The following is a 12983-nucleotide window of genomic DNA, read 5'->3' as shown; positions in this document are numbered from 1 at the left end:
CCAAGCATCTATCGTGAAGAATGTACGACCGTTAAATTCCTTCTGGCGAAATAATTCCGATGTGGAACGATAATGAAGAATTTTGGGCGAAACGTTCGCGCCGTCCGATCTGAGGGCGGGGACGTCGTTTATATAGTCGTGTATTGATTCCTCGTAGCATGGGGTACATCGTCAGAATGCCGAAGCTGGGCCTCGAGATGGAACGGGGCGAGATCCTCGAGTGGCGGATCGAGGAGGGCGACTCGATCGAGGAGGGCGAGGTCGTCCTCGAAGTGGAGTCCGAAAAGAGCGTCGCGGAGGTCGACGCACGCGAGGACGGGGTCCTCCGTCGGACGTACCTCGAGGAGGGGGGTGTCGTTCCCCCCGGAACGCCGGTCGGCATCGTCGCGCCCGCGGACGCCGACATCGACGACCTCGAGGCGGAGGCGCTGGCGGAACTCGAGGACGTCGATGCGGAGCCGGAGGCGAAACCGCGGACGGCTGCGTCGGACGCCGAGCGCTCGACGCCGGCGTCGGGGGACCCGAACGGCGGAGAAACCGCAACGGGGGCCACGGAGAGGAACACGTCCGAGGGCCAACGTCCGTCCGGCGACGTAAAGGCGTCTCCGCGTGCGCGCGAGCGAGCCGAGGAACTGGGCGTCGGACTGTCGAGCGTCGAGGGAACCGGATACCAGGGATCGATCACGGAGGACGACGTCGAGGCGGCTGCCGAAGGGGCTGCGAACGCCGGTACGAGCGGGAGCGAGAGCGAAGGCGCTGTCGACGGTCGCACGCTCGTCGAGGAACGCCCCTTCGACGGAATGCGCCGGACGATCGCCTCGCGGCTGGGCGAGAGCTACCGCGAGGCCGTCCACGTGACCGTCCACCGCGAGGCCGATGCCGAGGAACTGCTCGCCGCAGCTCGAGCCGCCGACGACGCGCTCGACGCGGACGTCTCCGTCCAGGACGTTCTCCTGCTGGCGATGTCGGCGACGCTCGAGGACCACCCCGGATTCAACGCGACGTTCGAAGACGGTGTCCACCGGCTCTGGTCGGAGCACAACGTCGGCATCGCCGTCGACGTCGAGCAGGGGCTCATCGCGCCGATCCTCCGGGACGTCGGAACTCGGTCGCTCGCGGAACTCGCCGAGGAGCGACGACGACTGGTCGAGCGGGCGACGAGCGGCGAGTACGCGATGGACGACCTGGCCGGCGGGACGTTCACGGTGACGAACCTCGGCGTCCTGGGCGTCGAGTCGTTCGATCCGATCATCAATCCGCCGCAGGTCGCTATCCTCGGCGTGAACGCTATCACGGAGCGTCCGGTTCGCGGCGGGAACGAGGAGGTCGAGTGGCGACGACACCTCCCGCTGGACCTCTCGTTCGACCACCGGGTCGTCGACGGGGCCGACGCCGCGCGGTTCCTCGAGTCGCTCGTCGGTCGCGTCGAAGACCCGTGGGCGCTCCTCCCGGCGGACGTCGATCGAGGGGCGGGCGTCGACGAGGAGACGGAGATGCCGAACCGCGACGTCACGGCGCGAAATCCCGAGGGGATGGCCGGAACCGTCGAAGCGGGTTCGTTCGAGTGGCGGTACGACGAACCCGAGGACGCCGGCGGAACGGAGACCGGACCGACGCCGGTCGACGGCTTCCTCGGCGCGCTCGCCGCCTGCCTCTCGCTGAGCGTTCGCTACCGGGCGGAAAAGCGCGAGGTGGCGGTCGGTGAGATTTCCGTTTCCGTCGACGGCGAGCCCGAACGGGGCTCGGTCGAAGGCCTCGAGGCGACGGTCAGCCTCGAGACCGACGCCGACGACGAGACGGTCGAGCGAATCGTCGCCGTCGGCGAGCGCGGCTGTCACGTTTCGCAACTGCTCCGGGAGGATCTCGAGTTCGACCTATCGTGGGAGCGGGTTTGAGCCGCCGGTTTCGGTTCGTGGTGGTTCCCGGCGGTTCGAGTTCGCGGCCGTCCGCGACCCCCCTCACCGCTCTTCGATCGGTGCCCGAACCGACGCGAGCGCGCCGGCGCGCGAACCCGCCTCGAGCGTCGCGTCGACGTCGACGAGCCGCGGACCGTCGCGGACCGGCGTCAGGTCGACCGTCGCGTTCGTGAGTTCGAGTTCGCGCTCGCCGTCGGCGCCGATCACGCCGTCCGGGACCTCGAACCGAGCGGACTCGCCCCACTCGAGGCGATCCACCGATTCGACGCCGACGGTCGCCGCCACGCCCGGCGCGAGGACGGCGCGCACCGTCCGGGGAGCGTCGTCGGGAGCTGAGAGACGAACCGCGACGCCGCCCGACCCGTCGGGTTCCACGGGTTCGATCGCGCCCGCGATCGCGGCCAGGCCGACGTCACGCGGGTGCGCGCGAGAGACGACGCCGCCGCGAAGGTCCTGCGGATCGAGGAGCGCCCGCGTTCCGACGAAAGAGCGGGACGACACCTCGAGCGAGGCGAGCGCGGTCAGGTCGCGGTCGCCGGCGGGCGTCTCCGCCACAGCGTCGACCATCCCGTGACGCGCGGTCACCTCGTCGGGGGAGACCGCGCCGCTCGCGAGCAGCCCCGCCGCGACGCCCGCGAGCGTTCCGTCCACCGGCGTCGGAACGACGTTGTTCGTTCCGGTCGAGACGGCCACGACGGGAACGTCGCCGATCTCGAGGGCGACGTCCCTGGTGGTGCCGTCGCCGCCCAGGACCACCGCAGCGTCGACCGCCTCGCGAAATTCGGCCGCCGTTCGGCGAGTGTCGGCCGCCGAGTGCTCGATCGTCACCTCGCCCTCGCTCGCGTCGATCCCGTCGGGCGCCTCGTCGATCGCGTGCCGTGCGATGCCCGCGCCGTCCGGCATGACGAGCACCTCGGCGCGGTCCGTGGCGACGGTCACCCCCTCGAGGACGCACTCGGCGACCCGGCGTTTCGCGTAGTTGTCCACGACGCTCGCGCCGCCGGTGAGTCGTCGGATGTCCCGCCCGGCGGCGGGGTTCGCGATCAGCCCGATCCGGGTGCGCGTGCGCGTCACGGACGCCCCTCCATCAGGCGATCCGCTCGATCGCCGACCGGACGTCCTCGCCCGAGGGCAACACCTCCTGCTCGAGCGGCGGACTGAACGGAATGTGCGTGTCAGGGGTTCCTACGCGCAGGACGGGGGCGTCGAGGCTGAAGAACGCCTCCTCCTGGACGCGAGCGACGATTTCGGCGTGGGTGCCGTAGGAGAGCGGGCTCTCGTCCGCGACGACCAGTCGACCGGTCTTCCGGACGCTCTCGACGATGGTCTCGGTGTCGAGGGGGTACAGCGAACGCGGGTCGATCACCTCGACGCTCACGTCGCCCGCGAGGTCGTCGGCCAACTCGAGGGATTCGCCGACGAGGCGCTGGGTCGCGACGACGGTGACGTCCTCGCCCTCGCGTTCGACGGCGGCCTCGCCGAGTGGGAGGACGAAGTCCTCGTCGGTGGGGACCTCGCCTCGCTGCTCGTAGATCATCTTGTTCTCGAAGACGAAGACGGGGTCGTCCGAGCGAACGGCGGCCTTCGTCAGCCCCTTCGCGCTCTCGGCGGTTCCGGGCGCGACCGCCTTCAGTCCGGGGAAGTGGGCGATCCACGAGTGGATCGTCCCCGAGTGCTGGCTCGCGGCGCCCATGCCGCCACCCTCGGTGGTCCGGACGGTGACGGGCAGTTCGGCCTTCCCGCCGAACATGTAGCGCATCTTCGCCATCTGGTTCATGATCTGTTCCATCGAGACGCCCGCGAAGTCCGAGAACATGATCTCGACGATCGGTCGGGCGCCCGTCGCCGCCGATCCGGTCGCGGCGCCCACGAACCCGGCCTCGCTGATCGGCGTGTCCCGGACGCGCTCCCCGCCGAATTCCTCGTAGAGGTCGCCGGTCACCTCGAGGACGCCCCCGAAGCGCCCGACGTCCTCGCCCATGAGGTAGACGTCCTCGTCGCGCTCGAGTTCCTCGCGCAGGGCCAGTCGGATGGCCTCGCGGACGGTCATCGTTTCCGTTTCCTTCGCTCGTGCGAGTTCGGGTTCCTTCTGTGCCACGATCAGTCACCTCCGTTCGACCGCCGTCGTTCGCGTCCGCCGTCGGACCGCGCCCGGGCGGCGTTCGCGAACCGTTCGATCTCCGGTACCGTCTCGACGAACATGTCGTCGTACGCCTCGTGCGCCTCGGGGGCCGGTGCCTCCTGGGCGTAGTCGACGGCCTCCTCGATGGTCTCTTCCACCTCCGCCCGCATCTCTTCGAACTCCTCCGCGGTCAGTTCGCCGCGCTCGATCAGCCGCTGTCTGAACGACTGGATCGGATCTCGGTCCTGCCAGCGCTCTACCTCCTCCTCGTCGCGGTAGGGTTCCTCGTCGCCCTCGTAGTGACCGCGGTAGCGGTAGGTCTTCGCCTCGACGAGCGTCGGCCCGTCGCCCGAGCGGGCGCGATTACGCGCCTCCTCGACGGCTTCGGCGACGGCCGTCACGTCCATGCCGTCGATCGTAAGGCCGGGGATGTCGTAGGCCTGGGCGGTGTCGCTCAGGTTCTCGACGTTGTGTTGCTCGTCGAGGGGCGTCCCCTCCCCGTAGCCGTTGTTCTCGACGACGAAGATCGCGGGGAGGTCCCACGTGGCCGCGAGGTTGATGGCCTCGTGAACCTGCCCCTGCGCGACTGCGCCGTCGCCGCAGAAGGAGACGGCAACCTGGTCGCGGTCCTGGTAGTCGATGGTCAGCGCCGCGCCGGTCGCCAGCGGCGGGCCCGCACCGACGATGCCGTTCGCGCCGAGCATGCCCGCGTCGACGTCGGCGATGTGCATCGAGCCGCCCTTGCCGTTGCAGTAGCCGTCGGCCTTCCCGTACAGTTCGGCCATCATCAGCTTCGGGTCCAGCCCCTTGGCGATGCAGTGGCCGTGACCGCGGTGTGTGCTCGCGATGTAGTCGTCCGGCTCGAGCGCCGCACAGGTGCCGACGCCGACCGCCTCCTCCCCGATGTAGAGGTGGACGAACCCCGGTATCTCGCCGTCTGCGAATCGATTCCCGGCCTCTTCGTCGAACGCGCGGATGGTCACCATCCGCCGAAGCGCCTCCAGTCGCCCGTCCGCACTCTGCAGGTCGAAGTCTGCCATGGGCGTGGTGTGTTACCATGACTCTGCCAATAAATGCTATTGTGTACCACACGGTAGTAGTATCCAGTCGTCACGGAGGGCGTAGAGTTTGCGTGAGACCCCGACGAAAAAGCGCGGTGGGGGACGCGAAGCGGAGGTGACGGTGCGGGGTTACTCGTTGCGCGGATTGCTCGGGTGGTAGTCGGTGACGTACTCGCCGGGCCGGTCGTCGACGCGGTCGGGATTGATCCGGCCGGATAAGAGCATGAAGTCGACGAGCGTCAGCGCGAGCATCGCCTCGACGACGGGGACGCCTCGAGGCGGGAGGACGGGGTCGTGGCGGCCGATGACCTGCGCGTCCTCGATCACCTCGCCGGTCTCCCAGTCGACCGTCTGCTGCTCCTTCGGAATCGACGTCGGCGCGTGCAGGGTGACCTCGCCGTAGATCGGCTCCCCGCTCGAGATCCCGCCTTGAATGCCGCCGTGATCGTTCTCGACCGGTTTCGGATCTCCGTCCTCGCCGAACTCCCAGTCGTCGTTCCGCTCCTTTCCCGAGTACGCGCGGGCCTCGCGACCGAGGCCGAACTCGAAGGCGGTCGTCGCCGGAACGGCCATCATCGCCTGACTCAGCCGCGCAGAGAGGGAGTCGAACCGGGGGGCGCCGAGGCCGACGGGGACGCCGCGGGCCTCGAAGTAGATGCTGCCGCCGATGGAGTCGCCCTTCTCCTGGTACTCGGCGATCAGGTCCTGCATCTCCTCGGCCGTTTCGGGGTGGGCACAGCGGACGTCGTTCTCCTCGGAGTGTGCGAGGAGCTCGTCGAAGCTCACCTCGGGGGCCTGGACGTCGCCGATCTGGTTGACGTGGGCCTTGAGTTCGACGCCCTCGAGCGCGAGGAGCTTCTTCGCGATTGCGCCCGCGGCGACCCAGTTGACGGTTTCGCGCGCTGAGGAGCGGCCCCCGCCGCCCCAGTTGCGGGTGCCGAACTTCGCCGAGTACGTGAAGTCGCCGTGGCTCGGCCGGGGAGCGGTGATGAAGGGCTCGTACTTGCCCGAGCGGGCGTCCTTGTTCTGGATGACCATCCCGATGGGCGTTCCCGTCGTGTAACCGTCCTGTATCCCCGACTTGATGGAGACCGCGTCAGGTTCGCCGCGGCTGGTGGTGATCATCGACTGGCCCGGCTTGCGCCGATCCAGGTCCTCCTGGATGTCCTCCTCGGAGAGCTCGAGGCCGGCCGGGCAGCCCGAGACCGTACAGCCCATCGCCTCCCCGTGGCTCTCGCCGAACGTGGTCACCTGGAAGAGGCGACCGAAGCGGTTGCCGTTCATTACCACCCCCTCCGGAACGCGGACACTTAGCGGTGCATGATTCGAACGAACGCGCCGGGTCCGTCCGGTGGATCGGTTTCCGAACCGATATGGATTCCACGACGGCGACCCTGGCCCGTCGGGTCTCGTACCCCACCCTCTCCGGCGATCGTCAGCGCCGCGGATCTCTGAGAGTTAGCGCCGTCGGTCCCCGAGAGTCACCGCCGCAGGTTCTCGAGCGTCGCCGCCGCGAACGGGACGAGCATCTCGTCGGGGTGGAGCCCGCCGTGCATGCCGACGAGCGACAGTTGCAGGGGATCGCTGCCGTACCAGACCGAGAGGTCCCGGTGGCAGACGACGAGGTCTCCCACGCGGCGCTCGAACGTCTCGCTTCGTTCCCCGTCCCCGAACAGATCGCGCTCGAGCGCCTCGGTTCTCGTGAACACGCGGGCGTCGAGTTCGGACTCGAGGCGCGCTCGGATCGCCGCGGCGGACTCGCCGGCGTCATCGCGCAGGTGCAGGTGGAGGTTCCGCGGACTGCCGGCGTAGCGAACCGGTTCGCCGTCGGCGTGGCACCGCAGGGACTCGAGGATCGGCTCCGCGAACGGGGCGGACTCGAGGTCGACGTTCCGCTCCGGGTCGGTGTCGACGTGGCCGTGGTCCGCCGTCAGGAGGACGAGCGTCTCGCCGTCAGGACCCCCGCTTCCGCCGCGACCCATCGCAGAGCCGAGGCCGTCGACGGCGCGCTCGAGCGCGTCGAGCGTGGCCGAGACGGTCGCCTCGTACTCGGCGGCCGTCGTGCCGTACCGGTGGGCAGCGGTGTCGACCTGCGGGAGATACGCGTAGAGGTAGGCCGGATCGTCCGCCGCCTCGAACGCGTCGGCGAGGGCGGATTCGAACGTCCCGCCCTCGAGGTTCAGGTCGTAGGTGTGTGCGATCGCGCCCTCGTACGTCTCCTCGAACGGAACGACGTGACGGGACTCGATGCCGGCGGCGCACAGCGACGGGTAGATCGCTTCGCCCTCGTAGACGTCCTCGAGGTCCATCTCGTCGGCGACGGACTCGTCGCCGGCCCTGACGTCGACGGTGAACGCCTCGTAGGCGGCGTCGTCGGCCGGATCGTAAACGTACCAGCCGAGGACGCCGTGGGACGCGGGAAGGCGTCCGGTGTGCAGCGTCGTGAGCGCCGCCGCCGTCTCCGACGGGTAGATCGACGTCAGCGGCGAGACGGTCCCCACCTCCTCGAACCGCTCGAGGAGCGGATGGTCGGCGAAGCGCCTCCAGTACGCGAGGCCGAAGCCGTCGACAAGCAAGAGGAGGACGCGATCGAATCGACCGTCCGACCAACCGCCGTTCCCGTCGCCGTCACCGCCCTCGTCGCCGTCACCGCCCCCGTCGCTTTCGCCGTTGTCTTCCCCAACGCCCTCGAGCACGTCGTGCGGAAGCGGTCGTTCGGCCTCGTCCCCGAGCACCGAGCGCACCGTGTCCGGGACGTGCGCGAAACAGCGGCCTCCGTAGTCGGGAAACAGCCGCTCGCCCTCGCGGAGTCGCTCCCGAAGGTCTCGCTCGCGGTCCGTCGGCATACCCCGTGTGACGCCTTCGCGGTGGAAAAGGCTGCGGGATCGACGAGCCGACCTTCCCCTCATCGGACATGAAATCGCAACGTAACGAGGGTTTATCCGCGTCACCGGCCTCCCCCACCACATGAGCGAGGGGAGCGACGCCGTGGACGCCGCGTCCGACCCGGGCGGGTCCGAACCCGAGGGGTTCGGGTGTTTCCGCGCGGTGGCCGGACTGGTCGACGACGGCGTCTACCGATTGAACGCCGAGGGCCGGTTCGTCGCGGCCGACGACTGCTTCCTCGAGACGACCGGCTACGACCGGGCGACGGTGATCGGCGCGGACGCGTCGACGGTTTTCGAGGGGGATGCGCTCGAGCGGGCGCGGCGAGCGCTCCGGGATCGGTTCGAGGACGCGGAGGCTCCCGACGCGGACGACTCGCTCCCGCTCGAGGTCGACCTGTCGCTCCGAACGGCCGCCGGTGCGGCCCACCGGTGTACGGTTCGCCACACTCCCGTCGCGACCGACGGGACGTTTCACGGGACGCTCGGGGTCATGGTCGACGTCAGCGGACCGGGCGATTCGGCCGGGGATCGAGGGAACCGGTACGCGGCTCGCGACCCGCGGGGCGACTCGTCCGCGGCGGCATCCACACCGATCGGCGACCGCGTCGCCGAGGGATCGATGGCAGCCCTCGACGAGGCTGAGGTCGGCGTCTTCGTCCTCGACGCGTCGTTCGAGATCGCGTGGATCAACGAGACGACCGAGCGGTACTTCGGGATCGACCGCGAACGCGTCGTCGGTCGGGACAAACCGGCCGTGATCGAGGAGTCGATCCGCCGGCGGGTCGCCGATGCCGATCAGTTCACCGAGCGAGTGCTGGCGACGTACGGGACCAACGACTACATCGAACGGTTCGAGGTCCGAGTCACCTCGCCCGAGGGCGTCGAACGACGCCTCGAGCACCGGAGCAGACCGATCGAGGCGGGACCCTACGCGGGCGGGCGCATCGAACTCTACTACGACGTCACCGACAGACACCGGCGGACGGTCCAGTTACGCCGCCTGCACGACGCCGTTCACGAGTGGCTCGGTGCCCGTTCGCGCTGTGGGGCAGCCGAGCAGGCCACCCGTCACTTCGACGAAATCCTCGGCCTCGAGATCACGGGCGTCTACCTCTTCGATGAATGGACGCGGTCGCTTCGGCCGGCGGCGTGGTCCGACCGCGCCGACGCGCTGTTCGGCGAGATACCGACGTTCGAAGCGGGGGAGGGGATCGTCTGGCGCGTCTTCGAGACCGGGAACGCCGAACGCTACGACGACGTCAGGACCGCCGAGGACGTCTACAACCCGACGACGCCGATTCGAAGCGAGATCGTACTCCCGATCGGCGAGCACGGCGTCGTCGTCACCGGGTCACAAACGCGCGCGGCGTTCGACGAGACCGACATGACGCTGGCGAGAGTCGCCGCGTCGACCCTCGAGACGGCGTTCGATCGGCTGCAAAACGAGGAGCAGCTCGAGCGCGAGCGCGCCCAGACCGAGCGAATCCTGCAAACGGCGCCGTTCGGCGTCTCGGTCCAGGACGCCGAGGGGCGGACGCTGCTCGCGAACCGACGAGTCCGGGAGATCCTTGGCCTATCAGAGGGCGAGGGAATCGGCGACGTGGAGTCCCGTGAGGGGTGGACCGTTTACGACGCCGAGGGAGCGGCGCTGAAGCCCGGCGAGGGGCCGGTCGCGCGCGTGCGGCGGACGGGCGAACGGGTGTTCGACGAGGAGATTCTGGTCGAGCGACCCACGGGCGATCGCACGTGGCTCTCGGTGAACGCGACGCCGGTCTTCGACGACGACGGGTCGATCGAACGGGTGATCGCCGCCGGCGAGGACGTCACCGCGCTCAAGACCCACGAGCGGGAACTCGCGCGGCGAAAGAGCGAACTCGAGACCGAACTGAGCGAGATCCTCGGCCGGATCTCCGACGCCTTCTACGCGCTCGACGAGGAGTGGCGGTTCACCCACGTCAACGAACGGGCGGAGGAACTGCTCGGCTACTCTCGCGAGGAATTACTGGGCGAGTGCGTGTGGGACGTGTTCCCCGGCGGGACGCGGTCCGACCTCATCGAGAAGTACACCGAGGCGATGGAGACCCAGGAGGCAGTCTCGTGGGAGCGCTTCTCCGGGTCGCTCGAGATCTGGATGGAGATCCAGGTTTACCCGTCGGAGTCCGGCCTCTCCGTCTACTTCCGGGACGTCTCCGAACGAAAGGAGCGCGAGCAGCGGCTCCAGGAGAGCGAGCGGCTGTACCGATCCCTCGCCGAGCGGTTTCCGAACGGGATGGTCGTCCGCTTCGACGACGACTGCAGGTACACCCTGGCCGCCGGCCAGGCGTTCGACGACCTGCCGTACGCGCCGGCCGACCTCGAGGGGAGGCGACCTCGCGACGTCTTCCCGGAACGGGTGGCGGAGGACGTCGAGGACACCTTCCGACGGACGCTCGCCGGCGAGGAACTGACGTTCGAGTGCGTCGACGCCGATCGGGATTGGCTCGTCCGCACGACACCGCTCTCCGACGACGCCGGGAGCGTCGTCGCGGGTCTGGCGCTCGTCCAGGACATCACCGAGCGCAAGGCCTACCGACGCAGGCTCGAGGAGAGCGAGCAGCGGTACCGGACGCTCGTCAGGCACTTCCCCAACGGCGCCGTCGCCCTGTTCGACGAGGAGTTGCGCTACACGGCGTGCGGCGGACAACTCCTCGAGGAGTTCGCGATCGACCCGGAGGACCTGGTCGGAACGCCGATCCACGACTCCCTTCGGGCGGACGTGTTCGACGAGGTCGAACCGGAGTTCCGCGCGACGCTCGAGGGCGACGCGAACGAGTTCGAACTCGAGTACCGCGGGCGGACCCTGGTCGTCTACACGCTTCCGGTGACCGACGCCGACGGGGATGTCTTCGCCGGAATGGTGATGGCCCAGGACGTCACCGACCGGACGCGGTACCAGCGACAACTCGAGGAGTCGAACGAGCGGCTGGAGCAGTTCGCCTACGCGGCGTCCCACGACCTCCAGGAGCCCCTGCGGATGATCACGAGCTACCTCACGCTGCTCGAGCGCCGCTACGGCGACGACCTCGACGGGGACGGAGCGGAGTTCCTCGCGTTCGCCGTCGACGGGGCCGACAGGATGCGGAACATGATCGATGGACTGCTCGAGTACTCCCGCGTCGAAACGACGGGGAAGCCGCTCGAACCGGTCGACCTGGGGGCGATCATCGACGACGTGCGAACCGACCTGCAGTTGCAGATCGAGGAACACGACGCCCGGATCGACGTCGAGACGCCGCTTCCACGGGTGGAAGGTGACGCGAGCCAGCTCCGACAGGTGTTCCAGAACCTGCTGACGAACGCCATCACGTACAGCGGGGACGAACCCCCGCGGATCGAGATCGAGGCGGAACGATCCGGAACGACGGTCGTCGTCTCCGTCGACGACGAGGGGATCGGCATCGACCCCGACAGCGAGTCGCGCATCTTCGAGGTCTTCCAGCGACTCCACACGCACGCGGAACACCCCGGAACGGGGATCGGGCTCTCGATCTGCCAGCGCATCGTCGAGCGCCACGGCGGCGAGATCCGGGTCGACTCCGAGCCCGGCGAGGGATCGACGTTCTCCTTCTCGCTCCCCGCCGCGACTGAGGGTCCCGCGCGATAGTCCGAGGCCGAATCCGGCAGTGCCGATCCGTCCCGCCGCAGCCGATCGGATCGACCCGATCGGCCGCCACCGCGTCGTTCCGGTTCCCTCGAGATTATGCGCGTCGCACGCGACCTCCCGGTATGAACGTCGATCCCGACCTCTCGCCGCTTCGGCGGCACCTCGAGTCCGAGGGCCTGGACGGCTACCTCGTCGACGACGACGCCTCCGACTCGGACCAGCGATACGTCTCGGGCTTCACCGCGCCGGATCCGTACCAGACGCTCGTCACCGACGACGGCGTCCACCTGCTCGTGTCCGAACTCGAGTACGGGCGGGCGACGAAGGAGGCGAACGCGGACACCGTCGCCCGGAGCTCGGAGTTCGACGCGCGCGACCTCGTCGCCGAGTACGGCCCCCACGAGGGACGGGCGCGGGCCATCGCGGCGTTCCTCGCAGACCGCGGCGTCGACTCGGTCGCCGTTCCCATGAACTTCCCGACGGGGACCGCGGACGGCCTGCGCGAGCAGGGGGTGACCGTCACCGTCGAACCCGAGGGGATCGTCGAGGACGTGCGAGCGCGCAAGACCGAGTGGGAGATCGAGCAGATCCGAGCGACCCAGCGGGCGAACGAGGCTGCGATGGCCGTCGCCGAGTCGATGATCGCCGAGGCCGCGGTCGACGACGAGGGGGTCCTTCGCCACTCCGACGACGGCGATCCGCTCACCAGCGAGCGCGTCAAACGCGAAATCGAGATCGCGCTGCTCGAGCGCGGGTGCGGGCTCGACGACACCATCGTCGCCTGCGGGGCCGACGCCGCGGACCCGCACGATCGGGGGGGCGGACCGTTGCGGGCGGACGAGTTGATCGTGAGCGATATCTTCCCCCGGGACAAGGAGACGGGCTACTTCGGCGATATGACCCGGACGTTCGCCCGCGGCGACCCCGGCGAGGAGGCTCGGCGGCGGTACGACGTCACGAGAAAAGCGTACGAGGCGGCGCTCGAGGCCGTCGAGGCCGGCGTCACCGGTTCGGACGTTCACGGCGTCGCCTGCGACGTGATCGAGGAAGCGGGCTACGAGACCCTGCGGAGCGATCCCGGCGCGGAAACGGGGTTCATCCACAGCACGGGCCACGGCGTCGGCCTCGACATCCACGAACGGCCGAGCGTCTCCCCCGTCGGCGAAGAACTCGAGGCCGGACACGTGATCACGATCGAACCCGGCATCTACGACCCCGACGTCGGCGGCGTCCGGATCGAGGACCTCGTCGTCGTCACGGAAGACGGGTACGAGAACCTCACCGACTACCGGGTGGGACTCCAGCCGACCCTCGAGTGACGGTCGTCGAGTAACACCCTCGAGTGAGGCCGCA

Annotated in this window: 8 protein-coding genes; 3 read left to right on the top strand and 5 right to left on the bottom strand. The window is 69.0% G+C overall.

All coding sequences use genetic code 11. The features are described 5' to 3' along the window. The first annotated feature begins 158 nt into the window (after window positions 1-158). On the top strand, window positions 159-1895 hold the full coding sequence (locus RJT68_RS08290) for a 2-oxo acid dehydrogenase subunit E2 (RefSeq protein WP_407039888.1): 1737 nt from the start codon (window positions 159-161) through the stop codon (window positions 1893-1895). A 63-nt stretch (window positions 1896-1958) separates the two neighbouring features. Here the strand turns inward: RJT68_RS08290 and RJT68_RS08285 are convergent, their stop codons facing one another. The 5 genes from RJT68_RS08285 to RJT68_RS08265 form a co-directional block, all read right to left on the bottom strand. Beyond that, window positions 1959-2990 (bottom strand): NAD(+)/NADH kinase, encoded by a 1032-nt coding sequence (locus RJT68_RS08285; protein WP_407039887.1) that lies wholly within the window; start codon window positions 2988-2990, stop codon window positions 1959-1961. A 13-nt stretch (window positions 2991-3003) separates the two neighbouring features. Next, window positions 3004-4017 (bottom strand): alpha-ketoacid dehydrogenase subunit beta, encoded by a 1014-nt coding sequence (locus RJT68_RS08280; RefSeq protein WP_407040346.1) that lies wholly within the window; start codon window positions 4015-4017, stop codon window positions 3004-3006. Next, the gene (locus RJT68_RS08275) at window positions 4017-5078 is read right to left on the bottom strand and encodes a thiamine pyrophosphate-dependent dehydrogenase E1 component subunit alpha (protein WP_407039886.1); all 1062 of its coding nucleotides are present in this window, start codon (window positions 5076-5078) and stop codon (window positions 4017-4019) included. The genes RJT68_RS08280 and RJT68_RS08275 overlap by 1 nt, the downstream gene beginning before the upstream one ends. 150 nt (window positions 5079-5228) lie before the next feature. Continuing rightward, complete coding sequence (aroC, locus tag RJT68_RS08270; RefSeq protein ID WP_407039885.1) at window positions 5229-6383, bottom strand: chorismate synthase; 1155 nt, start codon at window positions 6381-6383, stop codon at window positions 5229-5231. 197 nt (window positions 6384-6580) lie between these two features. After that, window positions 6581-7945, bottom strand: coding sequence for an alkaline phosphatase family protein (locus tag RJT68_RS08265; RefSeq protein ID WP_407039884.1), 1365 nt, complete (start codon window positions 7943-7945; stop codon window positions 6581-6583). A 121-nt stretch (window positions 7946-8066) separates the two neighbouring features. On the opposite strand from RJT68_RS08265, the gene RJT68_RS08260 reads away from it, so the two are divergent. Together RJT68_RS08260 and RJT68_RS08255 are read left to right on the top strand one after the other, a co-directional pair. Next, window positions 8067-11630, top strand: a complete 3564-nt coding sequence (locus RJT68_RS08260; RefSeq protein ID WP_407039883.1) for a PAS domain-containing protein — start codon at window positions 8067-8069, stop codon at window positions 11628-11630. 122 nt (window positions 11631-11752) lie between these two features. Beyond that, on the top strand, window positions 11753-12949 hold the full coding sequence (locus tag RJT68_RS08255; protein ID WP_407039882.1) for a M24 family metallopeptidase: 1197 nt from the start codon (window positions 11753-11755) through the stop codon (window positions 12947-12949). Window positions 12950-12983: the final 34 nt, after the last annotated feature.

Source organism: Halovalidus salilacus, assembly GCF_031852275.1.
Classification (GTDB): Archaea; Halobacteriota; Halobacteria; order Halobacteriales; family Natrialbaceae; genus Halovalidus; species Halovalidus salilacus.
Note: the sequence above shows the minus strand (reverse complement) of the source record. Positions and strands in the feature narration are given on the sequence as shown.